At 44.7% G+C, this 25,034-nt stretch carries 23 protein-coding genes and 3 tRNA genes; 5 read left to right on the forward strand and 21 right to left on the reverse strand.

Annotated features, from left to right (window positions below):
• Positions 1-482: 482 nt before the first annotated feature.
• From zwf to MKZ16_RS27940, 9 genes are all read right to left on the reverse strand, one after another.
• Positions 483-2,033: a glucose-6-phosphate dehydrogenase gene (gene zwf, locus MKZ16_RS27900; RefSeq protein WP_036685526.1), complete on the reverse strand. Its 1,551-nt coding sequence runs from the start codon at positions 2,031-2,033 to the stop codon at positions 483-485.
• Positions 2,034-2,238: 205 nt separating this feature from the next.
• Positions 2,239-3,054: a YwmB family TATA-box binding protein gene (locus MKZ16_RS27905; RefSeq protein WP_076104863.1), complete on the reverse strand. Its 816-nt coding sequence runs from the start codon at positions 3,052-3,054 to the stop codon at positions 2,239-2,241.
• Positions 3,055-3,246: 192 nt separating this feature from the next.
• On the reverse strand, positions 3,247-3,900 hold the full coding sequence (locus MKZ16_RS27910) for a response regulator transcription factor (protein WP_036685532.1): 654 nt from the start codon (positions 3,898-3,900) through the stop codon (positions 3,247-3,249).
• A gap of 18 nt (positions 3,901-3,918) precedes the next feature.
• Positions 3,919-4,953: a sensor histidine kinase gene (locus MKZ16_RS27915; protein ID WP_036685535.1), complete on the reverse strand. Its 1,035-nt coding sequence runs from the start codon at positions 4,951-4,953 to the stop codon at positions 3,919-3,921.
• Positions 4,954-4,983: 30 nt separating this feature from the next.
• Positions 4,984-5,631 (reverse strand): cell wall-active antibiotics response protein LiaF, encoded by a 648-nt coding sequence (gene liaF / locus MKZ16_RS27920; RefSeq protein WP_036685537.1) that lies wholly within the window; start codon positions 5,629-5,631, stop codon positions 4,984-4,986.
• Positions 5,632-5,825: 194 nt separating this feature from the next.
• Positions 5,826-6,530, reverse strand: coding sequence for a PspA/IM30 family protein (locus MKZ16_RS27925; protein ID WP_036685540.1), 705 nt, complete (start codon positions 6,528-6,530; stop codon positions 5,826-5,828).
• Between the two features lie 3 nt (positions 6,531-6,533).
• Entirely contained in the window at positions 6,534-7,001 is a 468-nt protein-coding gene (locus MKZ16_RS27930; protein ID WP_036685653.1) for a PspC domain-containing protein, read from the reverse strand.
• Positions 7,002-7,005: 4 nt separating this feature from the next.
• Positions 7,006-7,683 carry a PspA/IM30 family protein gene (locus MKZ16_RS27935; protein ID WP_036685541.1) on the reverse strand — a complete coding sequence of 226 codons (678 nt, stop codon included), beginning with the start codon at positions 7,681-7,683 and terminating at the stop codon, positions 7,006-7,008.
• A gap of 44 nt (positions 7,684-7,727) precedes the next feature.
• Positions 7,728-8,033 (reverse strand): hypothetical protein, encoded by a 306-nt coding sequence (locus tag MKZ16_RS27940; protein ID WP_036685544.1) that lies wholly within the window; start codon positions 8,031-8,033, stop codon positions 7,728-7,730.
• Between the two features lie 416 nt (positions 8,034-8,449).
• Between MKZ16_RS27940 and MKZ16_RS27945 the strand changes: the two genes are divergently transcribed.
• The 4 genes from MKZ16_RS27945 (at position 8,450) to MKZ16_RS27960 (ending at position 13,499) form a co-directional block, all read left to right on the forward strand.
• Complete coding sequence (locus MKZ16_RS27945) at positions 8,450-9,133, forward strand: response regulator transcription factor (protein WP_076104862.1); 684 nt, start codon at positions 8,450-8,452, stop codon at positions 9,131-9,133.
• Positions 9,130-10,167 (forward strand): HAMP domain-containing sensor histidine kinase, encoded by a 1,038-nt coding sequence (locus MKZ16_RS27950; protein ID WP_076104861.1) that lies wholly within the window; start codon positions 9,130-9,132, stop codon positions 10,165-10,167. Before MKZ16_RS27945 ends, MKZ16_RS27950 begins: the two co-directional genes overlap by 4 nt.
• 102 nt (positions 10,168-10,269) lie before the next feature.
• Complete coding sequence (locus tag MKZ16_RS27955) at positions 10,270-10,968, forward strand: ABC transporter ATP-binding protein (RefSeq protein WP_036685550.1); 699 nt, start codon at positions 10,270-10,272, stop codon at positions 10,966-10,968.
• A complete protein-coding gene (locus MKZ16_RS27960) occupies positions 10,965-13,499 on the forward strand; it encodes an FtsX-like permease family protein (protein WP_076104860.1) in 2,535 nt (844 codons plus the stop codon). The genes MKZ16_RS27955 and MKZ16_RS27960 overlap by 4 nt, the downstream gene beginning before the upstream one ends.
• Positions 13,500-13,588: 89 nt before the next feature.
• On the opposite strand, the gene MKZ16_RS27965 is transcribed toward MKZ16_RS27960, so the two are convergent.
• The 9 genes from MKZ16_RS27965 to MKZ16_RS28005 all read right to left on the reverse strand — a co-directional run bounded on the left by MKZ16_RS27965 (position 13,589) and on the right by MKZ16_RS28005 (position 23,556).
• Positions 13,589-14,419, reverse strand: a complete 831-nt coding sequence (locus MKZ16_RS27965) for a MetQ/NlpA family ABC transporter substrate-binding protein (protein ID WP_036685556.1) — start codon at positions 14,417-14,419, stop codon at positions 13,589-13,591.
• A 42-nt stretch (positions 14,420-14,461) separates the two neighbouring features.
• The gene (locus MKZ16_RS27970; protein ID WP_036685560.1) at positions 14,462-15,124 is read right to left on the reverse strand and encodes a methionine ABC transporter permease; all 663 of its coding nucleotides are present in this window, start codon (positions 15,122-15,124) and stop codon (positions 14,462-14,464) included.
• Entirely contained in the window at positions 15,117-15,878 is a 762-nt protein-coding gene (locus MKZ16_RS27975; RefSeq protein ID WP_080742734.1) for an ATP-binding cassette domain-containing protein, read from the reverse strand. Before MKZ16_RS27975 ends, MKZ16_RS27970 begins: the two co-directional genes overlap by 8 nt.
• A gap of 486 nt (positions 15,879-16,364) precedes the next feature.
• Positions 16,365-17,762 carry an ADP-ribosylglycohydrolase family protein gene (locus MKZ16_RS27980; protein ID WP_076104859.1) on the reverse strand — a complete coding sequence of 466 codons (1,398 nt, stop codon included), beginning with the start codon at positions 17,760-17,762 and terminating at the stop codon, positions 16,365-16,367.
• A gap of 3 nt (positions 17,763-17,765) precedes the next feature.
• Positions 17,766-18,722: a nucleoside hydrolase gene (locus MKZ16_RS27985; protein ID WP_076104858.1), complete on the reverse strand. Its 957-nt coding sequence runs from the start codon at positions 18,720-18,722 to the stop codon at positions 17,766-17,768.
• Between the two features lie 40 nt (positions 18,723-18,762).
• A complete protein-coding gene (locus MKZ16_RS27990; protein ID WP_036685567.1) occupies positions 18,763-19,701 on the reverse strand; it encodes an ABC transporter permease in 939 nt (312 codons plus the stop codon).
• A complete protein-coding gene (locus tag MKZ16_RS27995) occupies positions 19,698-20,744 on the reverse strand; it encodes an ABC transporter permease (RefSeq protein WP_076104857.1) in 1,047 nt (348 codons plus the stop codon). The genes MKZ16_RS27990 and MKZ16_RS27995 overlap by 4 nt, the downstream gene beginning before the upstream one ends.
• Positions 20,737-22,299: an ABC transporter ATP-binding protein gene (locus MKZ16_RS28000; protein WP_036685571.1), complete on the reverse strand. Its 1,563-nt coding sequence runs from the start codon at positions 22,297-22,299 to the stop codon at positions 20,737-20,739. The genes MKZ16_RS27995 and MKZ16_RS28000 overlap by 8 nt, the downstream gene beginning before the upstream one ends.
• Before the next feature lie 117 nt (positions 22,300-22,416).
• A complete protein-coding gene (locus MKZ16_RS28005) occupies positions 22,417-23,556 on the reverse strand; it encodes a BMP family ABC transporter substrate-binding protein (RefSeq protein WP_076104856.1) in 1,140 nt (379 codons plus the stop codon).
• Positions 23,557-23,885: 329 nt separating this feature from the next.
• Here MKZ16_RS28005 and MKZ16_RS28010 point away from each other — a divergent pair, with 329 nt between their 5' ends.
• A complete protein-coding gene (locus tag MKZ16_RS28010) occupies positions 23,886-24,641 on the forward strand; it encodes an AraC family transcriptional regulator (RefSeq protein ID WP_076104855.1) in 756 nt (251 codons plus the stop codon).
• Between the two features lie 137 nt (positions 24,642-24,778).
• On the opposite strand, the gene MKZ16_RS28015 is transcribed toward MKZ16_RS28010, so the two are convergent.
• The 3 genes from MKZ16_RS28015 to MKZ16_RS28025 form a co-directional block, all read right to left on the reverse strand.
• A tRNA-Leu gene (locus MKZ16_RS28015) sits at positions 24,779-24,857 on the reverse strand.
• A gap of 14 nt (positions 24,858-24,871) precedes the next feature.
• Positions 24,872-24,945 (reverse strand) — tRNA-Cys (locus MKZ16_RS28020).
• Between the two features lie 10 nt (positions 24,946-24,955).
• Positions 24,956-25,030, reverse strand: a tRNA-Gly gene (locus MKZ16_RS28025).
• Positions 25,031-25,034: the final 4 nt, after the last annotated feature.

Consider the following 25,034-nt stretch of genomic DNA (forward strand, 5'->3'; position numbering starts at 1 on the left):
GCTCATTGTTCATACCCCTTCATTTCTGAATGAATAGCTCTTAGGTCTAGCTCCAGTCCGCTTCAAGTGAAAGCATCCTCTAAAGTATATCAAAATCCGGCAGACATTATCTACTAAAAAGCGCGTGCCGCAAAATATCTCCCGAATGGTCTGGATTATGATCCCCACATATCATTGCTCAAAAAAATAGATGTATTTCCTACACTTACTTGAAGTATTAGCATTTTCATTAGCCTTTAGTTGCATTTGATGCAATTAAAATTAAGTTGTGCACGCTTTTCTGCCTTATCCGGTGATTATAGTTGCAGAAAATACATCTAAAAGACTAATCACAACGAGATAAGCGATTTTAATTGTACAAAGTGCAGTTATTAGAAAAGTGCCCAGATCCCCAAACACCGTCTGAAGTCCAATCTTTTAGATCTTAGCATTACAAAAAATCTCCCTGCATCCTCTGCAGGGAGATAGCATTAACTCAAGGTTTAGTTATTCTTCAGCCAAACCACATTATCTTCATCTTGGCCGTTTACAGGCCACCAATGGAAACCTTCTTTAGCAAGCAGTTCATCTGCTTCCACTGGACCCCAAGAGCCAGCAGGATAAGAAGATAAGTCGCTAGACTCTTCGCTCCATGCTTTCGCAATACGATCCACGAACGACCATGCCGAGGATACCTCATCCCAACGAGTGAAATAAGTTGAATCTCCGCGTGCCGCATCATGTAGCAAGCGCTCATATGCTTCCGGAGAATTGATTCCAACCAGGCAGCTCTGACAGAAGTCCATAGCCAGCGGTTGAATCTCAGACTCGGAACCCGGTTTCTTGGCATTAATCTTTACGTAAATGCCTTCCATTGGGTTCACACGGATTACAAGGAGGTTAGGCTCAAGTTTATGCTTTTGTCCCAAATAAACGTTGGTTGGCATACCTTTGAACTCAACTACCACTTCCGTCGTCTTCACCGGGAGACGTTTACCTGTACGGATGTAGAAAGGAACTCCAGCCCAGCGGAAGTTATCTACAAATACACGGGCAGCAAAATACGTCTCTGTATTCGACTCAGGATCAACCTTATCTTCCTGACGGTAAGCAGGAAGGGTTTTGCCTTGGTGTAAGCCTTGAATATATTGTGCTCTTACGACATTCTCACGAACCTCATCAGATGTCGCATAAGGACGAAGGGAACGAAGTACCTTCACTTTCTCATCACGAATATCTTCTGCGAGCAGACGGCTTGGTGGTTCCATAGCAATCATAGTCAGCAGTTGCAGTATATGATTCTGGCCCATGTCCCGTAAGGCTCCCGCATGGTCATAGTAACCACCGCGTTCTTCTACACCTACGGTTTCGCCAAGTGTAATTTGAATATTGGCAATATGTTTATTATTCCAGAGCGGTTCGAAAAAAGCATTAGCAAAACGAATCACTTCGATATTCTGTACCATTTCTTTACCAAGATAGTGGTCAATCCGGTAAATTTCCTCTTCTTTGAAGACCTGACGAATCTGTTCGTTCAGCTGTTCAGCCGACTCCAGATTATAGCCAAAAGGCTTCTCAATTACGAGGCGATTCCAACCCGTACTATCCAGCATCCCGCCAGCTTTAAGGTTGAAGGAGACACTGCCGAATAATTCAGGCGCCAGCGCAAGATAGAACATCCGATTGCCCGGAATACTGAATTTCTCTTCAAGAACTTCAGTTTGTGCTCTTAGCTCGCGGAAACCATCAATATTGTTTATGTCCAGAGATTTGTATTCGAAATGCTGTACAAATTCATTCCATTCGCTCTCTTCTCCCGCTTTGTAACGGCAGAATTCAAGGATGGATTCCTTCACATCACTTCTAAATTCTTCCTGAGTACGCGGGCGCCGCGCCACGCCAATTACCGCAAAATCTTGTGCCAGCTTACCTTCACGGTACAAGCTGTAAATCGCCGGGAAAAGCTTACGCCGGGCTAAGTCTCCGGTTGCCCCAAAGATAAAAAAGACAGCACCGGGTGTGTGCAGTGCATCAAGGGTTTGATTTTCAGCCATGGCTCCTCATCTTTCTGTATGTAATATAGTTTATTGACATGCTCAGCGTCGGTACTAACATAAGGTGAATAACGACGTTATGTCATTTTAGCATATTCCTAAAAAGGATGCTATCACATTCCTGACAAATACTCTCGGGATTTCGCAAATTTCAATTAATATTTCTTATTATTAACTATATCTGCACTTATATAAGAGAAAAATGTCAATATTCGATGGTTATTAAAGGAAAGCCTATAGTTACGCGGTTTGTCCCCTTCTGATCTTCATGATGCACTGCGATTTGGGCAGAAACTGACTGATTTCCACTCATCACAGAGCGATTCAAATTAGGAATCGAATACGTACGGCTAACCGTTGAGATATCCTTGTAGCTTTCTCCTCCGGTCACAGCTTCAAACCGGTCATGCATCAATGACTCCGTCTGTGCTAGAACTTTTTCAGGTGCTCCCTGTTCTTGCGCGCTTCCTTGAAGGGATACATTCCATTCGGCCTTAATTTTATTCTGTTCAAGAATCATACTTATTTCACGAGCAGCCGCTTGAAAGCCAGCTTCATTTTGCAGATCAGCCGTATCTAACGTTACAATCACATAACTGTTTCCTGCACTAAGCTCACTCCAAAATAAGGAGAGCCGCGATTCATATGGTTTTACAGCTTCTGTACGATAAGTCATATGTCCATCTTCCTCAGTACCTGACGGTACATTCAATCCGAGACTTGTGCTTAACTTAGCAACTTCGGCAGACAGATCCGCGTAATTGCTGCTTTCTCCCTGCCACTTTAACACTAGACGCAGCGGTGAACCAGAAACCGTCGTTTCTTTTCCAAGATCTATTAAACTCCCAAGAGCATGATTTAGTTCGGCTCCTGTTGAAGCTTGGTTAACGCCCTCATCAAGAACGGTTGAATTCGCTTTAACACTTTGCAGATTAACTAGCAGAGCCGCAGCGCAGCACACGATTATCATTATAAAAAAAGTCCCTTTTTTTGTTCCGTTGTTCAGCTTCATCTTCCGCATATGTCATTCTCCCTTCGAACCTCTCTAGCAATCTACTAGACAGTATGTTCGAATTAGGAGATTCTATACCTGAAATATTCCCACAAAGAGAGGGATTTGTTTCAATGCGTACTCAGATACTTTGCGGAGGCCCCAAAACTACTTTCTTATATTATAACAAAAGACTGAAGCAGAGGCTTCAGTCCTTTGTTGTTATTCAGCTAGTCCATTTTTATATGCATAAATTGCTGCTTGGGTCCGGTCTTCCACGCCCAGCTTCGCGAGAATATTCGTTACATGAAATTTCACAGTTTTGATTCCAATAATTAGTTGATCAGCAATATCCTGATTCGATTTACCCTGCGCCAACAGACGTAATACTTCCATCTCGCGCTCCGTAAGCTCTTTATAAGCAGGTGATTCTCCTTTTGCATTGTTTCGAAAACGGTTCATCATTTTAGAGGCCACCTGTGACTCGAGCACGGACTGTCCTCTTGCCGCAGCGCGGATCGCATCCGCCACTTCACTAGCCCGCGAAGTCTTCAGCAGATAACTAAAGGCACCCGCTTCAATAACAGGATACATCTTTTCATCATCCAAATAGCTTGTAAGAACAATAACTTTGATCTCTGGGTATTGCTTCATCAGCTGTTTAGTCGTTTCTATGCCATCCATCCCATCCATTACGAGATCCATTAAGACCACATCGGGATTGTACTCTTGAGCCAGCCGAATACCTTCTTCTCCACTTCCAGCCTCACCTACGACCTCAATTCCATCCTCGGTACCTAAAACAGCTGCTAGCCCGATCCGTACCATCTCATGATCATCTACGAGTAGTACTTTAATTGCTTCCTCCATCTCCATGGTTACTCTTTCCTCCTATTATTCATTGACTAACGGAACGGTAATTTCAATACGCATCCCTTTACCCGGAGCGGTAATGAACTGAATGGAGCCTCCGATTTCATTAATCCGCTCCTGCATGTTCGACAAACCATAGGAAGCTTGTTTGGTGTCGTCCATCTCAAAGCCGATCCCATCATCACGCAACGTCAAGCGAACTGTATCTCCCCGTCTATGCAGCCGGATTTCTATTTTTTCTGCTTTCGCATGACGAAGTGTATTAGAAATCGCCTCTTGGACGATACGGAACAAGTGATTCTCTACCCCTTTTAACAGCTGCACATCAGGGTCCATCTCAAATACAATTTCGATCGGTACCTTGACCTTAAGCTCCTTGATCAATTCCTGCAGACCTTGTTCGAGTCCCTTTCCTTCCAAATAAACAGGTCTCAAATGCAGCAGCAACGCCCTCATCTCCGATTGGGCTACGGCAGACATTTCTTCTATAAGCGCAATTTGCCGCTGGGCTTTATCGAAATCTTTCTCCAACGTCCGGCCTACCGCCGTGGCAGTCATGGAGATTGCAAATAGCTGCTGGGAAACAGCGTCGTGCAGTTCACGCGCAAGCCGCTGCCGTTCCTCCATAATAGCAGATACCCGCGCCTGCTCCGCAAGCTTCGCGTTATTCGTGGACAACCGCTGCAGCGTCGTCACTTGATTCTCCCATTTGCCGCTAATCCGGCCAAGCTGTTCTCCGAGCCTTCCCAGCTCATCATCACCTAGATCCGGCATGGACAGCGTCAAATTTCCCTTTTCCCATAATACGAGGGTCTGCCTAAGACGTTCCAACTGTCGCTTCACACGGAAGCTCTGATAAAAGCCATAACCAATCCCAAAACCCATAGGCAGAAGAATTAGGGTAACGGCTGTCCGCACGCCAAATTTCCAGCTTTCAAAAGGCTTCAAATAGCCATATGTATACATGACATACATTATCACAAGCAGCATGACAAAAGAGAACAGAGCCCCCTCACCCATGCTGCGTGATATCATGTTTTTGTTCTTTTTTTCCATACGGGGACTCTCCCTTCTCTATCAAGCTTATCAGGATAAACGTACATCTAGATCTCCCATTAAATAAGAAACACTAAATTTCACTTTGTATTCACTGCTGTCATAATTGGCTGATTTCCAATTCAGACGGTTTAACATTCCTGTATCCCGCTGGTTGCCGAATTCAATGGACCCGAAGAGAACAAAAGCTTCAATTTCCACGCCGTAATCATCGGACAGGTTAATGTCCATATCGCCAAAAATCCCTTGAAACAGCATGACCGTTTCCTTATGATCCGCCATAGCTAATGAAAGATCCACATCGGCCTCACCCAGTACATGCCAAGAGCTAAGGCTGTGCATCACCCAAGGTGAGCGGTCCCAGTCAAATCTGGATGAAAAGTTCTGCTTCTGCATAAACCCTTCCTTGCGCTGCACTCTTTTGGATTTGGTGAAAAACATCCCAAGTGAGATTAAGCAAATCCCCAGCACGAGCACCAAATGGTCCAGCAAAAGCAATACAGCACCTATCCCGAGCAGTTTATAGCCCTGCTTTACTTTGCCTGATGTCGTACGGTAGACGCCCAGCAGCAGGAACAGAAGCGCGACAATGGAGAAAAAGCCGAGCCATCTACCAAAAATCATCATGCAGCCAACAGCAATCAGTCCGATGGCAATCAAACGGTTTCGTTTATCCATTTCGCACCTCCTAAAAGTTTTGCGAAGCAAAACTCATTTTATAATATCGGATAGATATCCGTCACTATGAGGAATATTATCACCGTTAAATATTATAGCAAGCCGCTATAAAAGCCATATCGGTATGGAGATCCATACCGTATGGCTTCTTCTTGTCCAGCATATCATATCCGTCCAAGTTTTAGGAACAGGATTTATTGTTCTTTTTTGTTTAGAGAAGGAGCCGCAGGTGTATCGTTCAGCTTGTTTTTCAGTAGCGCCAATTGCTCATCCACTTTCAGTTGCTTCTCAACATCAACGGGTTTGCTATAAGCAGCGGATGGGCTGTAAGGTGCACGCATTACATCTGCTTCAGCCTCAAGCTGCATAATTTTCTCTTCCATCCGGTGGAATCCGAGTGATGCACTGCCACTTTCAATGGAATGTACACTGCTGATTTGCGACATTTGTTTTTTAGCCTTAGCCATTTGAGCACGGGATACAAGCTCATTACGTTTGTTGCGCAGCTTGTAGAACTCATCCTTCATGTCATGCAGTTGTTGCACCAATTCCTTAGCGTGTACTTCAGCTTGTGCGTGAAGATCACTGTATTCCACTTGCTTTTGGTCAAAGTAGATTTTTTCTTCCAACAGCTTGCGAGTTACTTCTTCTTGGCCATTTTTCAGTGCCAGTTCAGCTTGTGATCCACGTTGTGCAGACATTTTTGCTGCTTCTTCCACACGTTGCTTCATACGGCGTTCGTTAGCCATTTGTTTAGCAACTGTTACTTCCGCTTCGTGAATCTCAGCCTCCATATCGCGCAGATATTGGTTAAGCATTACAATTGGGTCCTCTACCTTATCCAACAAGTCATTTACCGACGCTTTTGTCATATCTTTAATTCTTTGAAATACTCCCATGATTTACAATTCCCCTTTCTCATATTTAGACAGTTTTTGTTTGAGTTCTTCTACTTCTTTTTGCAAAGCCTTCTTCTCAATATCCTTCATCATCGCATCCAAACCGGAGTCCGGTGCGGAATAAGCGTTGTTCTTCTCAAAATTAGGATTGTAATTTGGCTGGCGTCCATAAGGTCCATATCCGCCAGTAGCTTGTGGTCCGTGTCCATGTTCCGGTCTGCCTGAGTAGGGTCCGCCGTATGGGCCACCCGGTGCCCCAGGCCCTGGTCCAAAAGGATTATAATGCGTCGGTTCCTTAGGAATGACCATTGCTGCAATGAAGTATACCGGAATCACCGCACCACCTGTGAACGGAATGCTGACCAGTAATAGAATCCGGAATAACGTGGAATCAATACCGAGTGTCTCAGATAATCCACCTGCAAGACCCGTCATCACTTTATCTCTAGTTGAACGATACAATCGACTCATAGCGTTACTCCTTTCCACCATTGTTCAGTTTCTCCTTTAGGCGAGCCATTTCTCTTTCGAGTACGGTCGCTACGGTCTCACCCGCTTGCACCGCATATTCCTGTCCCATGCGCCGCAAATCACGCAAGCTCTTTGCTTCTAATTCCCAATCCGACATCTGATCCTCCAGACGTCCGAACATTTTGGGAACATCACCACCATTGCCATAAGCACTGGCTCTTTGATTCATCCGTTGCTGCAATCGCAGCGACTCCATTCGTGCCGAATAATACTGACGTTTGCTGTACACCGTTTGATACTCTATTTTCAGCTCATTCAGCTGTGCTTCAAGTTCAAACAAGGATTGCTTGCTCTGTTCTAACAGCCCGCTGTATTGCTCCAGTTTTTCCTCGTGAATGATCTTTTCTTGTAAAGCCAGCTTCGCGAGATGATCCTCGCCTGCTTTCAGTGCCAACAACGCCTGTTCTTCACGTTTGTTTCTCATGGCAGTTGCTTGGTTCACTTGCTGCTGCAATTGCTTCGTGTGGGAAGCATATTGCTGGTACAGCCTTTCAGCTTCACTGATTTCCTCACGGGTTGAATGTAGAAATTGATCAATTAGTTTCACGGGATCTTGGCTTTGCTCCAGACGTTCGTTTAGATTAGCTACAGTAATATCCCTCATGCGACGAAAAACACTCATGATCTCCTGCTCCCTCCCTGCTTCTTGTTTAAGTACATTGCTTCTTAATAAGTACCATTATTACTTCTGCCCTTTAATGCTGATACGCCCCAGACGATCAACGCCACTCCTAGAAGTGGTCCAATGATCCAGGAAAGCTTCGCGATCAGGGACATCACACCAATGAACATCAGTACCCAACCGATAATCTTGCGTCCGCTCTTAATCCCGTAGTACCCGAGAACAACCAGCAATACCGGGAAAAGTAATCTGAACATTCCGTGGATCAGAGGAAGCGCAATGCCGAGCAGCATAACCGCACCAATCACAATCAGTACAACCGCTAATCCGTTTCCTTGTCTTCTTTGCATTTTTTCTCACCGCCTTTCGTTGTCCTTAACCTTATAGCCTTATTCTAGGGTAAATCGCAGACTTTCAAAACAGACCAACGACGGTTTTTCGTACTGGACCTTAGTCGAGGTAGCTGTACGACTACAGACCACTGTTGGGCTAGTTGTAGGTCATAACCAACCTTTTCAATATAAAAAGGGGATGCGCCCCCATCGAAAATTGAAAGGACACCACCCTACATAGGTGATGTCCTTTTGAACTTTCCTTTATGGTTTAACTATGTGGCTCTTTATCAAAAAACCTCGCTCCGTAATCTTTCAATAATAGTATTCTTAGATATGAAGCCCACTTTCAAGTGCCTACTAAATAAAAATCTCGCTTTCGAATAAATCCCGAGAATGTATAATGATCAAATAAGAAACAAAGGAGAATTACTATGAACATACTGATCGTTGAGGACGACCGTAGTTTAAATAAAGGGATCGCTCTCACTCTTTCTCAAAACAATGTTGTGATCCATCAAGCCTACGATATTGCCGCGGCGGAGCATATCTTCGCAGTTAACCCTATTGATCTCATCATTCTGGACATCAATCTGCCAGACGGCAGTGGGCTGGATTATTGCGAGCAACTTCGCAAGACCTCACGCGTACCCATTATTTTCCTCACCGCCAATGATATGGAGTCCGACATTATCACCGGTTTTGCATTGGGGGGCGATGACTATATCACCAAACCATTCAGCCTAATGGTGCTTCGCGCCAGAGTAATGGCAGTACTCAGAAGAACGGAATCGCTAGGGACTGGAAAAATAACATTGGGTCCGTTAGAACTCGATTTTGAGAAACTGGAGTACAGCAAAAACAAACAATCGCTCCAACTGAGCAAAACTGAGCAAAAGCTGCTGCGGCTGCTGGTGACGAATACGGGCAATATTTTGACCCGAGAACAGCTGATAGACAAGATCTGGAGCAAGGATGCCGAATTTGTGGATGAAAACGCATTGACAGTAGCCATCAAACGGCTGCGTGCTAAACTTGAGGATGACCCGGCAGCGCCTAAATATATCAAGACCATTTACGGACTTGGATACATGTGGACTGAAGGGCAAAAACCATGAAAACCAATAGCCCACCTGCTAATTTCAAGCAAATTCATAGGCTCTTTTTACTGATCATCCTTATACTAGTGGCCTGTTTTATCGGCAGTATAATGTTTCTGTACGGGTTCGACCCCACTCTGCTCCAACTGACTTCTCTATTCATCATCTGTATATTAGCGACAGGAGCCGTATGGGTCTGGTTATGGAACCGTCAGATCACAATCTATATACAGACCTTGGATACAGCGATTGAGCGGGCTATACATGACCAGCCGCCACTCACTAACTATGAAGAAACCGCTCTGTCTTCGATGGAACATAAACTAAAGCGGTATATAGGGATGGCTAAGGCGAATGAACTAAATATTCAAACAGAGAAAAACAAAATAAAAGAGCTGATCTCGGATATCTCCCATCAAACCAAGACCCCCCTCTCTAATATCATGGTATTCAGTCAGTTGCTGGAAGAGATGCCCGGACTAAATGAGAATGTCCGGCACTACATACAGCATATTAAAGCGCAGTCAGATAAGTTGGATTGGCTGATCCAGTCTCTAATCAAATTATCACGTTTGGAAACAGGAATGATCTCCCTACAGCTGATTGAGGCGAAACCGCTCATACAAACTCTGATGCAGGCTTTATCCCAGATTTATGCACAAGCGGAAAACAAACAAATTACGATCAATATTGACTGCGGGACACACATCTTAGCCTGCCACGATGTCAAATGGACAAGTGAAGCGCTATTCAACCTGCTCGAGAATGCTGTGAAGTACACGCCGCATAGGGGACAAATCTCCGTTCTTGCTGAAAGCAATGAGATGTTCACCTGTATTCACCTTACCGATACTGGGCTTGGAATCCCCAGCGAAGAAATCCCTCACATCTTTAAGCGGTTTTACCGAGGGAAGCAAGCGCGTGAATTCGAGGGGGTCGGCATCGGGTTGTTTTTGTCCAGAGAGATTATCACGGCGCAAGGCGGCCATATCAACGTCATTTCTGAAACTGGAAAAGGTACAACTTTCTCTGTTTACCTGCCCCAGCGCTGAAATAGAATGTGTCATTATGGTCAGAATTCAGACACTCTCCTGTCAGATTGATTTGCTACCCTTAAATTATGGACAAACAGATCTCATTGGAGGGGAAGAGTTATGCCGATTCTACAGACTGAAAATTTAAAAAAACACTATGGAAAGGTGGGCTCAAGCGTTAAGGCTTTGGACGGCATATCACTGTCAGTGGAAAAAGGGGAGTTTGTCGCCATTGTCGGCACTAGCGGCAGCGGCAAAAGTACCCTTCTCCATATGCTTGGCGGATTAGATCGGGCAACAGAGGGCAAGGTTTACGTGGACGGGAACGATATTTTTGCGATGAGTGATGAGAAGCTGACCATTTTTCGGCGCAGATCGGTGGGGTTTGTTTTTCAGAACTACAATTTGGTACCCATACTAAATGTGCGGGAGAATATTGTGCTGCCCATTGAACTGGACGGTGGCAAAGTTGACGAAACTTATCTTGATCTGATCATCCGCACTTTAGGCTTGCAGGAAAAGATGAATACTCTACCTTCTAATCTGTCTGGCGGACAGCAGCAACGGGTGGCAATAGCCAGAGCATTGGCGACCAAACCTTCAATCATCTTAGCAGATGAACCTACAGGTAATCTGGACAGCAAAACAAGCCAAGAAGTGCTGATTTTACTTAAACAGATGAGCGAAAAATTCAACCAAACCATTGTGATGATCACACACAATGAACAAATCGCTCAAACTGCTGACCGTATTATCCGTATTGAAGATGGCATCATTTTCACTGGACAACCCCGTAGCTCCGGAGTGAGCCAGCCATGATCAGCACGAATAACCATAAGACTATTGCTACTTTAGCCAAAAAAAGCCTCAAAGCCAACCGTGCTCGCAATTTCACTATCATCTGTGCCATCGTACTGACTACGCTTTTGATCACCACCGTGTTTACCTTGGCGCTCAGTATTAACAAATCGATGCAACGCGCACAAATGCAGACTACTGGCAGCGATTATCATGGAAGCTTCAAATATCTGAATCCTGCCGAGTTGGAGAAGCTGAAGAATCACCCATCCATCAAAGAGTATGGCGTTTTTCTTAAGGTTGGCGATATAAGCACCAGTCTGTTCAAGAATAACCGGGTAGAGGTCCTTCGAATTGACGAGAATTATGCCAAACACGGATTTATCAACTTTATAGCTGGCGGACTGCCCTCCCAAGAGAATGAAATCGTCCTAAATACTTGGGCGCTTGACTTGCTTGGAGCAAAACATGAGTTAGGCCAGACTGTGAAGCTGGATATAGACATTGGTGAAAAAGTCATAAGCCAAGACTTTAAGCTCTCCGGGTATTACGAAACCGATCAAAATTTGGCGATGTCAGGATTAGCTTTTGTATCCGAAGCATTTACACAGAAGAACATTTCCCATATTGACCCGGATATCTCTGAGGCAACGGGTTCTTATGTAAACACCGCAGGTCTAGGGGTGATGTTTAACAATTCTTATAATATTGAACAGAAGGTACAAAAGATTTTGACGGACACCGGCCTGGATGTACCTTATGGTGTCAATCCGGCTTATACAAGTGTGTCTCTCTCCGATAATCTAATGAATATCATTCCTTATGCAGTTGTCATTCTTATCACCATGCTGAGCGGCTATTTACTAATCTACAATATCTTTTTTATTTCCGTCGTGCGGGATGTCAAATTTTATGGCCTGCTAAAGACCATCGGTACCACACCCCGACAACTAAAAAAGATCATCTCCATTCAGGCCCGCTCACTTTATCTAGTCGCATTGCCTTTTGGATTGGGGTTGGGATATCTGCTAGGTCTGCTGATTCTCCCTATGACCTCCTCATTTTTAAACGGTTCTACTGATAATGTCTATTCTGCTAGCCCGTGGATATTTATTGGTGCAGCAGCATTCTCGTTTATGACCGTATGGATCGCCGCAAGCAAACCGGGCCGGATGGCTTCGCGAACCTCGCCGGTAGAGGCTGTAAAATTTGCCGGAGTCAGCAGCGGCGGAAAACGGAACGCCAAAAAATCAAAACATGGCGCAAAACTTCACAACATGGCGTTCTCCAACCTGTTCAGAAGCAAAAAGAAGATGATCCTGATGCTCTCTTCACTCTCCTTGAGTATCATCTTGTTCAGTACCATTTTCACAGTAATTTCCTCACTGGATGTGAACAAATATCTGGCTTCCTTTATCTCCGGTGATTTTTTGGTTCAGAATGAAGTGTTAGTCAGTATTACAGGGCCTCGAGACGGTGATCCATACAAGCTTTCAGAGGATTTCGCCAACAATCTAAGTAAAATTGACGGTGTAGAAAGTGTTGATAAGGTTTACCACAGATATGTTCCATCTCCTGTCGATGATGCTGTCCGGGCTATTTTGGAGCCAATGGCAGCTGCTGATCCACATCCCTATCTTCTCTCCACTTTAGATAAGAGGGGGGTGATCTACAATAATTTATATGGATTAGATCCGGGCTGGTTTGATCTTGTGGACAAGGATATTATTGAAGGGGAGTTTAACAGGCAGAAGTTTGCTTCAGGAAAATATGCGGTCATAGCTGAGGCCATGTTTATAGAAGAAGATAGCTACCGCGCCTATTATCATCCTGGAGATACAGTCACTTTCGAGAAGTCGGGTAAATCTTATGAAGTGATGGCAGTAGTAAAAAATGATGCAGTATATGCTGCCACAACAAAATCTTTCTCTTTGTTAGGGTACAACGTCTTCCTCCCTGCTTCGGAGCTGCAGAAGGAAATGCCGCAAGGTACAGATCCAGCCAATATTGTTTCAGCCACACTTCATGTCGATCCAGCTAAAATGGATTTAGTAGAACAAGCAGCCAAGGCTCTAACAGATTCGACAAATGAATTATCCTTGAAATCCAGGGAGGATTATAAAGATGAGCTCGGTGGATTCATTCGCATTTTTCAAACCGTGGGGTATGGGCTTAGCCTGGTCATTGCTCTAATCGGGGTGCTGAATTATATCAACACTGTACTCACCGGGGTAGTCTCACGCCGCAATGAATTTGCCATGCTGGAGAGTATTGGCATGACCAAAAAGCAGCTAAAACGTATGCTGATCCTTGAAGGATTATACACCGTTTTGCTAACCGTCCTCATAACCTCAACATTAGGTGTATTGCTGACCTATAACCTTTCCAAAAGCATCACGGATAATATGGCCTTTATGGTATTTCAGATGAGTTGGCTGCCGTTTATCCTCACCGTTCCTATTTTGTTAATTCTCGCTTACACAGTGACACTGAGAGCCTATAAAACGTTATCCCAAGCATCCATAGTGGAACGGCTGAGAGAAGCCGAGTAATGTAAGACACACCTAAATAGTCCTATTACAAAAAGGGCAGCCCGGTAAATATCGCCGGGCTGCCCTTTTTTTATAGATCCATATTCAGCTTATTTAAACGCAGGCAACGCAATATCCGCGTAATTATCCTCAAGGAACTTCTTCACTTCAGGACCGCTGATCCGTTTAGCCAGCTTTTGAATGGCGTCAGAATCCTTGTTGTCTTCACGTGCCACCAAAGTAATTGTGAATTCGGAATCTTCGCCTTCCGTAATCAGCGCATCTTTCTTCGGTGTCAATCCTAGTGGGCTCGCATAAGCCGGAGTCATGGCTACTAAATCGCCATCATCAAGCATACGGGCCAGCATTAGGAGATCGACTTCTTCAAACTTGAATTTTTTTGGATTCTCAGTAATGTCTGCTTGTGTGGCTTGAATGCCTACGCCTTCTTTTAGCTTAATAAGATCAGCTGCAGCGAACATTTGCAATGAACGACCGATGTTAGATGGATCATTAGCCATTACAAGCGTAGCCCCTTCAGGAAGATCAGCTATAGTCTTGTAACGTTTGGAGTATCCGCCATAAATAGCGTCATAGACAGGCTGTACCTCTACCAGATTAGAGCCTTTGCTTTCATTATATTGCTTCATATAAGGAACGTGTTGGAAAAAGTTAGCGTCTACCTCTTTATTAGCTAAAGCCTCATTAGGCTGCACATTGTCAGAGAGAACAACGATCTCCAGATCAATGCCATCTTCCTTAAGGAGCGGCTTCACAATATCCAGAATTTCTGTCATAGGTGGGATCAGTGTAGCGATCTTTAATTTGGTTAACTCATCATTACTACCTTTTGCAGCATTATTCTCGGCTGCTTTATTAGAGCCACAACCCGCTACGACCAATACCATTAATGTAAGCACAAGTATCATTGATTTTTTCATTAGTACTACTAACCCCCAGTTTATATATTGAACTATTTTGTATTAACGCTTATCCAACAGCCTTGCGATAGTCCCCCCAGTGAACTGAACCAATTGGACCAATACAATCATCACTAGAATGGCATAGATCATCACTTCCGTCTCAAAACGCTGATAACCATAACGGATAGCGAAATCACCAACCCCTCCCCCACCAACAACTCCCATCACGGTCGAGAAGGAGATAAAACTAATTGTAGAAGTAGTAAGTCCAAGGACTAGACCCGAACGAGCTTCCACGTACAAAAATTTAAAGATCAAGCCCAGCTTCGAGGCTCCCATCGATAATGCTGCTTCAATGACCCCTTTAGGAACCTCCAGCAACGACTGCTCCACTAACCGAGCATAATAGGCAATAGCGATTATAGATAATGGAACCGCTGCTGCAATCGTCCCAATGGCGGTCCCGACCAGGAAACGAGTGACTGGAATTAGCGCAACGACCAGCAGCAGGAACGGAAACGAGCGGATAATATTAACGATACTGTTGAGCACCAGAGACAACGTTGTATTCTCATAAAGCTGCCCTTTTCGGAAAAAAAACAACAAGGTGCCCAGTGGAAGCCCCAGCAGCACTGCCGCTCCAACAGAAATACCAACCATCACAAAGGTTTCACCGATCGAATCCCACATCTGTGCCTGATATTGAAGTACACTATCAAACATGATCTTCCCCCGCTTTACCAAGAATCTGATCGCGGTATGTCCCGGCGCTGGCTGCTGCTGGACGGAATTCACCGTCTTCACGAGAGAACGAATCTACAATGCACCCTTTTTCCATCACCGATACATGAGTACATATGCTTTTGACAACATCCATCTCATGCGTAACAATGACAACCGTTACTCCAAGACTTGAATTCACATGCTTCAGCACGTTCAAGATATCTGTAGTGGTTCCTGGGTCCAGAGAGGACGTTGGCTCGTCACATAGCAATATTCCCGGACTGTTCGCTAGCGCGCGGGCAATCGCAACACGCTGACGTTGTCCTCCGCTGAGCTGTGCAGGATATTGTTTTGCCTTATCTGCCAGTCCAACAAAATCCAGACACTCCTTCACACGTTTCATTCGTTCATGCTTTGGGACATCTGCCAGCTCCAGCGGGATCGAAACATTCCGCTCTACTGTGACGTTATAAACAAGATTAAATTGTTGAAAGATCATTCCAATCTTTTGCCTTGCTTTACGCAGTGCTTTACTAGGCATTTCGGTCAGGTTGTGGCCATCTACAGTAACCGTTCCCTGATCCGGCTGTTCCAGAAGATTCATCAGTCGCAGCAGCGTAGATTTCCCCGCACCACTCTCACCAATGATCCCGTGAATGGATCCCTGCTTTACCTCCAGCGATACCTCATCCACAGCCTGATAGATGCCTTCCTTCAGCTTGAACCCTTTACTTACCCGACTCAGCGACAGTATTAGAAGCTCCCCCTTCCTTTCCCTTATATAATGAACCTCCATGAAGTGAGACATTGTATTACAATTTTCTAAAATCTGTTTTATTAAAAATCTCCTTAAATAATAAGACATTTCTTCTGCTGTGTCATCATTTTTATTTAAATGATATACCAGGAAGTTTGATAAAAACCTAAAAACCCTTTATACCGGGCTCTTTTTACACATTTATTAACAAAATAAAAAGGGTTAGCAAAGGTAATCCTTCCCTCTTGAAATCATGATTCTCCTATTGCCCCACCACTAAACGCTCCACTGTTAATATAGCCATATTTGGTTTTTTTAAGTGTATGAAATGCAGTTAAAGCTACATTTGGTTCGTTGGAGTGTGATTTAAAGACCTGCTGTTACGCAAAAAAGGATGTCTAAGCCAATAGCTTAAGACATCCCATAATTCATATAGTAATCCCTGAATCCCTGATCTATCGAGTCCCATACTCGCTAAATCTTTTATGCCTTCTCGCCAAGCTCTCTGCGAATCTTCAAGAACACTTGGTAGCTGCGTTCCGCACATTCCGAAATCGCAATCGGATGAAATCCGGGCAGATCCGCATTTAACGTATCGTGAAGCGGTTCAATCCATGAAGCCGGCAACTTACTTGCTCCAAGCTTCGCTCCCATAATTGAGCCCACAGTTGCCCCGTTACAGTCTGTATCCATTCCACCGTATACGGAAGTGACGACTGTTTTTTCAAAATCATTCCCGCCATAAACAAGCGACGCAGCTACAAGAGCAGCATTATTATTTGTATGGACCGCATCATAGTGGCTAAAAGTATCCCAAATGTTACGAACCAACTCCCGCTCACTTTTGGCCTTCTGCGCAATATCTATCCCCCGCAAAACATCACTGGCCAGACGACTGGTACGCGGAATCTCGCTAAGGCCAATCTCTAGGATCCGTTCATTATCCTTCTCTGCAAAAGCTGCCGATATCATCGCCGCATTAAACATCTCACCGTAGATGCCATTTTTCACATGTGAAAATGTAGCATCACGCCAGCCTAATTCTGCCGCAAGCTCAGGATAACCTGCTGCACCATAAGCCAGTCCATCTGCGCGTATAGCGGCACCAATCCACTCGCGGTAAGGGTTTAAGTGCATCCGCACTCTTTCCTGCCGCACCAGCCAATCCGCAGGCTTCTCGCCATGCAGATGAGAGGTCTCCTGCGCAAAATTCATATATGACTGTGTCTCCGCCGTGCACACCTGACTATATGTTAAATGTGTATGCCACAGCTTTCCGATATCCCAAGAATCCCAGTTCAGACCTTTCTGTTCCAGCAGCATAAGACCCAGGACAGTGTAACGAATATCGTCATCGCTTTCCATATACTTGATCGTCTCGCGGGTACTGGCATGTGTCCATTCGCTTAAGCCAAGACCATATTCAGCCTCTGCCCGTGAATGCCCAGGTGTGTAGCCAGTAATAGGCCAGGCGTCCGCACCCTGAAACCATAGCTCAATATTCTCCCAGCCCGGACGGCCATCTTTCCCATAGAGATAGTCCCAATACTCCAGCGGTTTCCCAAGTGCGCAGCCGACACTTCTACCGAGCCAGGCTCCATAGAACTTATCTCTCCATTCCGCCTCACTCCAGTCCGCCTCAAGCTTACGTGGGCCTTCTGGACGTAGATGACGAATCTCCTCCAGAGAGGATGGCTCTTGATACGGAAAATCCTCACTGATCGTAAGCTCCATTAGCTCATTGTATACCTGCATCAGCTTGAGCTCATCGGCACCAGCAGCCGCTAGCTTATCCGCGAACCCATCAATCTCGCAACCTTCTTCTCCACGCTGAGCAATTTCAAACTGCACGGTCTCTTGAAGTCTCTCCCATCCTGCCATAGGCTACTTCCCTTCAGCCGCTAGCAGCAGCTCTTGATCAAGCTTTTCCAGTGAATCAAAGATCAGCTTCATAAATGCTTCCCGGTCAACTCCCACCAATACTTGCACATTCGCTGGACGATCCGTCTTCTTCCGTCTGTCTGCAACTGTCATTCCCCGCGTCAGCTTGCCTTCTGTCTCCACCGTTACATATAGATGCTCAAATTCAAATAGTTCCGGATGCAGCAGCCAGGCAACAGCACATGGATCATGCAGCGCACTGCCGACATAGCCCATTTTTTTACCGTAAATCGAATAGAAATCCAGCAATTCTCCGACCATTGTAGACACTGGTCCCCGCTCTTTCAATGCTAGGATCTCATCTTCAAAAATAGCAGCCTTATCGGTCACATCCAGACCACTCATTATGATCGGAATCCCCGACTCAAACACAATACGGGCTGCTTCAGGATCTACATAGATATTAAACTCCGCAGTAGAGGTGACATTCCCATACGAGATACCTCCGCCCATCAGTGAGATTTTTTCAATTCTGTCTTTAATCTCTGGATAAGCCGTGATTAGCAGTGCGATATTTGTTAAAGGAGCCATCGGCACAAGCGTAATCTTCTCCTCTGAAGAACGGATGATATCCAGCATAAACTCCACAGCACCCTGCTCTACAGGGCGGAATTTACTTGGGGGCAAAAGCGGCCCATCCATGCCCGATTCACCATGCGCTTCCTCACCTGTAACAAGCTTGCCGAACAGTGGGCCAGCAGCCCCTTTAGCTACAGGAATGTCAGCATTCACGAAGCTGATCACCTTCAGGGCGTTATCCGTGATTTTATCTAAAATTTGGTTTCCACCAACCGTTGTAATCCCGCGCAGATCTAACTTCTCCGAATTTGCTATGGCAAGCAGTATCGCTATTGCGTCATCATGCCCTGGATCGCAGTCAATAATAATAGGTGTTGGCATAGTTACTCACTCCTTGTCTGTGTATCAATCATTTCAATCGCTATTTAACTAGCGGGCTTTTAAGTTTTTTATTCTTTTTTCGTGTCTCAGATACTGCGTAGATCACAAGTCCAATTACTGTGGCTACATAAGGAAGAGTAGCGATTAGCTCCGCAGGAATCTTCAACACCTGTAGCGCATTCGACAATGCATCTGCAGTACCAAATAATAAAGAGGTCAGCGCCGTGCCTACGGTCGTACTTCTTCCCATCGACTCAGCGGCAATGGCAATCCAGCCCCGGCCAGCGATCATATCGCGGGTAAACAGTGACAAATACCCCATCGACATATAAGCACCGCCTAAACCGGCAAAAAATCCGCTAAGCAGCAAAGCCATATACTGTATTTTCACAACACTTACACCCACGGATTGAGCCGCATGTGGATTTTCGCCCACTGAACGAATGCGCAGTCCAAGCGGTGTACGATTTAATAGATAGTAGACAACAAACACAGCCAATATAGAAACATACGTCAGAATGTGATGCCCCGATAAAATAGGTCCAAGCACCGGGATATCCTTCAACAAAGGAATCTGGACACTAGGCAAAACTTTACTCGCCAGAGAAGTGGAAGAACCCTTGTCGCCACTAAGCAGATAGAGGATAAACACAGTTCCTCCCGAAGCGAACATATTAATGGCCACACCCCCGAGAATGATATGTGTTTTGAATTTCAGGGTGAAAAAAGCTAATATTCCAGCGATCAATGTTCCAGACAGCACCGCCCCAAGCAGACCTACCCACGCGCTATGCGTATAGCTGCTTATGATGACACCCGCTAAAGCGGCAACAAGCATGATGCCCTCCATCCCAATGTTAATGATCCCTGCACGGTTGGAGATGAGTGCGCCGAGCGCGGCGAACAGAATCGGAGTCGTCACGCGAAGGACAGAGAACGCAAAGTCAGTTGTAAAAATTACATCAAACAAACTATTCACGCTTCCTTCGCCTCCTTCAAGAGCATCCGATTTTTCCAGAACTTCAGAAATTGCTCAGCCGAAATCAGAAGAATGATAATTGCCTGTATAATTGAGATCATCTCTGAAGGTACATCAGACAGACGCGCCATCATGTCAGCCCCAATTCGAATGTACGCTAGGAACAATGCAGAGCCGATTACGGACAGCGGATTATTTTTGGCTAACATCGCTACAAGGGCACCATCCAAACCATAACCAGGCAGTGACGTCCATTGGAAACGGTTATACATCCCCAGCACTTCTACGGAACCCCCCATACCTGCGATAAAACCTGCAATCAAGTGAACGAGAATAATAACCTTGGCTGTCTTCATACCGGAATAACGGGCAAAGTCCCGGTTGATGCCTGTCATGCGCAGCTCATATCCCCATTTCGTTTTGTATAGGAATAGATGAGCTGCAATAATAAGCACGATAACGATAATAAGACCGGTATGAATACGGGTGCCCGAGACCATTTTACTCAGCAGTGCCGTTTTCTCGAATTTGTAGGATACATTGGCAAAAGCTTTAGCATCACGTAGATGATAGTTCAGTAGGAATAGCCCTACTCCGAACAAAATATTATTGAACATTAAGGATGTAACCAACTCATTAGCATTCCATTTTGCCTTCAGAATACCAGGTATTGCCGAGAGCAACGCTCCTACAATTGAACCTGCAGCAATAGCTACCATCGGATGCAGCCAGCCGTCCAACGTTAAATGAATAGCCAATACGGAAGTTACAACACCGGAGAAATAGAAAATCCCTTCAGCTCCCAGGTTGAACATATTTGCTCGAAACAACAAGGATACTGCCAACCCAGTGAACATGAGCGGAATCGCCATCTCAATCACATTACCAATATGACCTTTACTGGATAACGGCTCTAATAGGAATATACCAATCGTCTTCACAGGCTGATTACTGACCAAAGAGATGATCAGAAAGGCAATAGCGAGTGCAATAACGATTACCGCCGATGTCCGAATGTACTCAAAATATTTAACTTTAAACATGATTTACGGCCCTCCCGATGTGCTCCTCGTCCTGTCGATGAATCCCCAGCATATAAAGACCTAATTCTTCCTCACTAACCTTAGATGGCTCCTCGAAAAAGGCAACAATCTTACCCTCGTACATTACTAACAGACTATCGCTGATCTCCAAGATCTCATTCAAATCTGCCGACACTAGCAAAATCGCGCAATCGTCTGAACGTAATTCCAACAACTTTTGATGTATGAACTGGGCTGCGCCTATATCCACACCCCGTGTCGGCTGTTCTGCAATAAGCAGCTGCGGTTCAGTCGAACACTCTCTAGCTACGACTACCTTCTGCATGTTACCACCTGACAACATTCCTATGGGCTGAGAAGGTCCTGAACAGCGGACTTTAAATTCCTCTACAAGGGATACTGCTAGCTTGGCAATTCGTGAGCCATTCAAAAAAAGACCTTTATTCATTGCTTTTGTACGATACTGAGTAGATAGCAGATTATCAGCTATACTTGCCTCACTAGCGATCCCTTGCCGCATCCGATCCTCCGGTATATAGGAAACGCCTAGCTTACGAATATCCAAAATATCCGATTCACGGATATCCTTTCCCTTCACTAGTACAGAGCCCTGACTTGAGACACCTCTCAAGCTACCTGTAAGAGCTTCAATGAGCTGTGTCTGCCCGTTGCCTTCTACACCAGCAATCCCAACGATCTGCCCACCACGTACCGCAAAATTGATATCCGACAATAATGCTTTGCCATCTGCATCATTCACACTGAGTCCCTGCACCGTTAGTACTGGCTCACTAACAGCCAGAATCTCTTTGTCATATTTCAGCACGACGTCTCTGCCGACCATTAGTCGCGAGATTTCCTGTTCTGTCACATCCTGTGTTTGAAAAACACCTTCACTACGGCCGCTGCGCATAATCGTAATTCTGTCGCAAATCGCTTTGACTTCCTTTAATTTGTGCGAAATAAAAACTATCGTATGACCCTGTTCCCTTAATTGCTTAAGCTCGCGGAACAATTCCTCTGTTTCCTGTGGAGTCAACACCGCAGTCGGCTCATCAAGCACCAGAATTTTCGCACCACGCAGCAGCGCCTTAAGAATCTCAACCTTTTGCTTCATCCCAACTGTAAGATCCTCTACTTTTGCTTTAGGATCCACGGCCAGATTGTATTTCCTTGCGGTCTCTTCCGTCATGCGCACAGCCTCGGCATAATTAATGCCAACTCCTCTGCGCGGCTCCATACCCAGCACCATATTCTCTGCCACCGTAAAAGAAGGTACCAACATGAAATGCTGATGGACCATGCCGATGCCTCTATCAATGGCGTCCTGAGCGGATTGCAGCTTTACTTTTTCACCCTTGATATAGATCTCGCCTTCACTTGGCTCTTCCATGCCGAACATAATCTTCATTAAAGTCGATTTACCAGCACCGTTCTCACCTGCAATCGCATGTATTTCTCCCTCACGTAAAGAAAAATGCACGTCTTTATTTGCAACGACGCCATTGGGATATACCTTGGTAATTCCCCGCATTTCCAGCAGAGCTTTGTACATAGGTCTCAACGCCTTTCAACTTGGAGGTCTGCAAAAATATACAGCTGGAATTCCCCTGACTAGAAGAATCTCCAACTGTAGGTTTAACTCTATAGAGCTGATCTTAAGATTTAAAGCTTAAGGCTTAACTGCGTTACGAATAGCTTCTACCTCTGCGGTTTCCATCCCCATCGCATTATCCACTTTAATTTCTTTATTGATCAGCTTTTGCTTCACTTCTTCAGCCTTGGCCTGAAGATCAGCCGGGAATACATTTTTATAAATATCATTCTCAGCAATACCTACACCATCATCTACAAAGCTCAACACATCACGTTTGCCCATTTCTAGCGTACCCTCTTGCAATCTCTTCACTGCACCTAGAATAGCCGTATCAATCTTTTTAATAGATGAAGTAACGATTAGATTTGCTTTTTCACTATCCGTATCGTTAATCAACATTGCCTGATCGGAGTCTACACCGATTGCATATTTTTTCTTCTCTTTAGCTGCGTCAAAGATCCCAAGACCTGTACCCCCAGCCACGTTAAAAATAACATCCACACCGGAGTTATATTGAATTAGAGACAGCTCCTTACCTTTTGCCGGGTTAACAAAATCACCAGCGTACGACACAGCCACTTTTACATCAGGATCAACGTACTGAGCACCTTGAATGTAGCCGACCAAGAAAGCATTAATCCCCGGAATATCCATACCGCCCACAAACCCAATCACATTCTCAGGGGTAGCATTCGGCATATCCGATTGTGTAGCTAATGCTGCTACGGCACCTGCCAAGAAAGATACTTCATTTGTCGCATAAGACATGTTGTACATGTTATCTGGTGCTTCATCGATGTCGGTATCATAATTAATGAATTTTTTGTCTGGATACAATTCTGCCGTTGCATTAAACATCTCTGTAATTTCAGAACCGCCAGAAATAATTACATCCCAATCCTCGGAAGCGATATCGTTAAATGTAGGCTCCCATTTCGTTTTATCAACGCCCATTTCAACAACCTTTGTTACTGCACCTAGTTCATCCTTAACCTTTTGCAAGCCGTTATTAGCGGAATCAAAAAATGATTTATCCCCAAGTGTCCCCGGAATCAGCAATACAACCTTGAGTTTATCCCCTGAACCTTTTTCTCCACCCTCAGCAGCGTTTGATCCAGTATTCGCAGAAGAACCGTTATTGGACGTGTTATTCCCACATGCTGTGACCAGAACCATCACCATTAATAACAACAAAGAAAGAACTTTTTTATTCATTACTCTATTCCACCCCTAATTTTAGTTGGTTAGTAATCCGGCAGAATCCCCATCTTCACCCATTGTATAATTCACGGTTCAAATGGAAATTCTCTTTTTTCCAAATAAAGTATCATTAAAAGTAATAAATTTAACGTTTAGGCTCAAAAATAGCAATAAAAATACCATTATTATTAATAATCCGCTTTATTTCCGAACGAGATGGCCAGTCAGGTTGCGAACTTTCGGATTTATTGATACGATCATAACAAATATTATTAAAAATAATTATATGATTTCGGTCATAGTTTTGTACGATTCGGCTAAAACATAAGTATTGGAGGATCATCATGGATCGTGTTCTATATATTGTAAGTGCCACACATGAGCTAAATACTTATATCCCTCCACACCAGCATGAATGCTACGAACTGGTCTATTATTTACAGGGGGTAGGGACAACCAATGTTGGCCCACGAAGTTACCATTTTCGCTCCTCTTCTTTCGCGCTTGTGCCACCCAATCATAAACATGACGAGCACCACCGTGAGGATGCAAATGTATTATTTGTAGGCTTCCACTCGGAACACCCTAATATGAGTAATCTGCTCGGCGTATATGAAGATGATAAAGATCAAACCGTTCTTCAAATCCTGCTGCGAATGAAAGCAGAGTTTACACGCAAGCAAGACGGATTCTCTGAGCTTCTAAACCTACAAATGAGCGAGATTACCGTCCATCTTATGAGGCTTCTTAGTGCCTCTGGATATCAATCCCCATCAGAAGATCGAGTACAATATGTCCTTAATTATATGAATGAGCATTATCGCCATAAATTGTCCGTCGAAACACTATCAGAAATGTCCGGATATAGCTACGATCGTTTTCGCCATCTATTTAAAGAACGTTTCGGGTCCTCACCCCTGCGGTATTTGCTGTTAAAACGCCTGGAGTATGCAAAATCTCTATTACGTCATACTCAGATGCAAATCTCTGAAGTATCTGCTGCTGCAGGTTTTGTGAACGATGCCCAATTCTGCAATATGTTTAAACGAGAAATAGGTCATACCCCGCGAGCATTCCGCATTAATAATCAATCAGGTTAATCACTAATCAGATTAAAAAAAGCCGTTGAAATAGAGAAACTCCTCTATTCAACGGCTTAATCCTGTAAAACTAAGAACATAAAGAAAAAAGGTTAGTAAGATTGCTTATAAAAGCATTCTTACTAACCTTTTTAAGATACCGGCGAGAGGACTCGAACCTCCACGGTTTCCCACTCGATTTTGAGTCGAGCGCGTCTGCCATTCCGCCACGCCGGCACATATGAACTAAATGGAGGCGCCACCCAGATTTGAACTGGGGATAAAGCTTTTGCAGAGCTTTGCCTTACCACTTGGCTATGGCGCCATGTAAATTTTGGAGCGGACGACGGGAATCGAACCCGCGACCCTCGCCTTGGCAAGGCGATGCTCTACCGCTGAGCCACGTCCGCATAA

Origin of the sequence: Paenibacillus sp. FSL R5-0928, from assembly GCF_037970385.1 — a bacterium.
In the GTDB taxonomy this organism is placed as follows: domain Bacteria; phylum Bacillota; class Bacilli; order Paenibacillales; family Paenibacillaceae; genus Paenibacillus_AQ; species Paenibacillus_AQ odorifer.

Bases quoted from the DNA above. Each gene is read 5' to 3' on its own strand.
- zwf (WP_036685526.1), bottom strand. From the start codon at position 2,033: ATGGCTGAAAATCAAACCCTTGATGCACTGCACACACCCGGTGCTGTC.
- MKZ16_RS27905 (WP_076104863.1), bottom strand. From the start codon at position 3,054: ATGCGGAAGATGAAGCTGAACAACGGAACAAAAAAAGGGACTTTTTTT.
- MKZ16_RS27910 (WP_036685532.1), bottom strand. From the start codon at position 3,900: ATGGAGATGGAGGAAGCAATTAAAGTACTACTCGTAGATGATCATGAG.
- MKZ16_RS27915 (WP_036685535.1), bottom strand. From the start codon at position 4,953: ATGGAAAAAAAGAACAAAAACATGATATCACGCAGCATGGGTGAGGGG.
- liaF (WP_036685537.1), bottom strand. From the start codon at position 5,631: ATGGATAAACGAAACCGTTTGATTGCCATCGGACTGATTGCTGTTGGC.
- MKZ16_RS27925 (WP_036685540.1), bottom strand. From the start codon at position 6,530: ATGGGAGTATTTCAAAGAATTAAAGATATGACAAAAGCGTCGGTAAAT.
- MKZ16_RS27930 (WP_036685653.1), bottom strand. From the start codon at position 7,001: ATGAGTCGATTGTATCGTTCAACTAGAGATAAAGTGATGACGGGTCTT.
- MKZ16_RS27935 (WP_036685541.1), bottom strand. From the start codon at position 7,683: ATGAGTGTTTTTCGTCGCATGAGGGATATTACTGTAGCTAATCTAAAC.
- MKZ16_RS27940 (WP_036685544.1), bottom strand. From the start codon at position 8,033: ATGCAAAGAAGACAAGGAAACGGATTAGCGGTTGTACTGATTGTGATT.
- MKZ16_RS27945 (WP_076104862.1), top strand. From the start codon at position 8,450: ATGAACATACTGATCGTTGAGGACGACCGTAGTTTAAATAAAGGGATC.
- MKZ16_RS27950 (WP_076104861.1), top strand. From the start codon at position 9,130: ATGAAAACCAATAGCCCACCTGCTAATTTCAAGCAAATTCATAGGCTC.
- MKZ16_RS27955 (WP_036685550.1), top strand. From the start codon at position 10,270: ATGCCGATTCTACAGACTGAAAATTTAAAAAAACACTATGGAAAGGTG.
- MKZ16_RS27960 (WP_076104860.1), top strand. From the start codon at position 10,965: ATGATCAGCACGAATAACCATAAGACTATTGCTACTTTAGCCAAAAAA.
- MKZ16_RS27965 (WP_036685556.1), bottom strand. From the start codon at position 14,419: ATGAAAAAATCAATGATACTTGTGCTTACATTAATGGTATTGGTCGTA.
- MKZ16_RS27970 (WP_036685560.1), bottom strand. From the start codon at position 15,124: ATGTTTGATAGTGTACTTCAATATCAGGCACAGATGTGGGATTCGATC.
- MKZ16_RS27980 (WP_076104859.1), bottom strand. From the start codon at position 17,762: ATGGCAGGATGGGAGAGACTTCAAGAGACCGTGCAGTTTGAAATTGCT.
- MKZ16_RS27985 (WP_076104858.1), bottom strand. From the start codon at position 18,722: ATGCCAACACCTATTATTATTGACTGCGATCCAGGGCATGATGACGCA.
- MKZ16_RS27995 (WP_076104857.1), bottom strand. From the start codon at position 20,744: ATGTTTAAAGTTAAATATTTTGAGTACATTCGGACATCGGCGGTAATC.
- MKZ16_RS28000 (WP_036685571.1), bottom strand. From the start codon at position 22,299: ATGTACAAAGCTCTGCTGGAAATGCGGGGAATTACCAAGGTATATCCC.
- MKZ16_RS28005 (WP_076104856.1), bottom strand. From the start codon at position 23,556: ATGAATAAAAAAGTTCTTTCTTTGTTGTTATTAATGGTGATGGTTCTG.
- MKZ16_RS28010 (WP_076104855.1), top strand. From the start codon at position 23,886: ATGGATCGTGTTCTATATATTGTAAGTGCCACACATGAGCTAAATACT.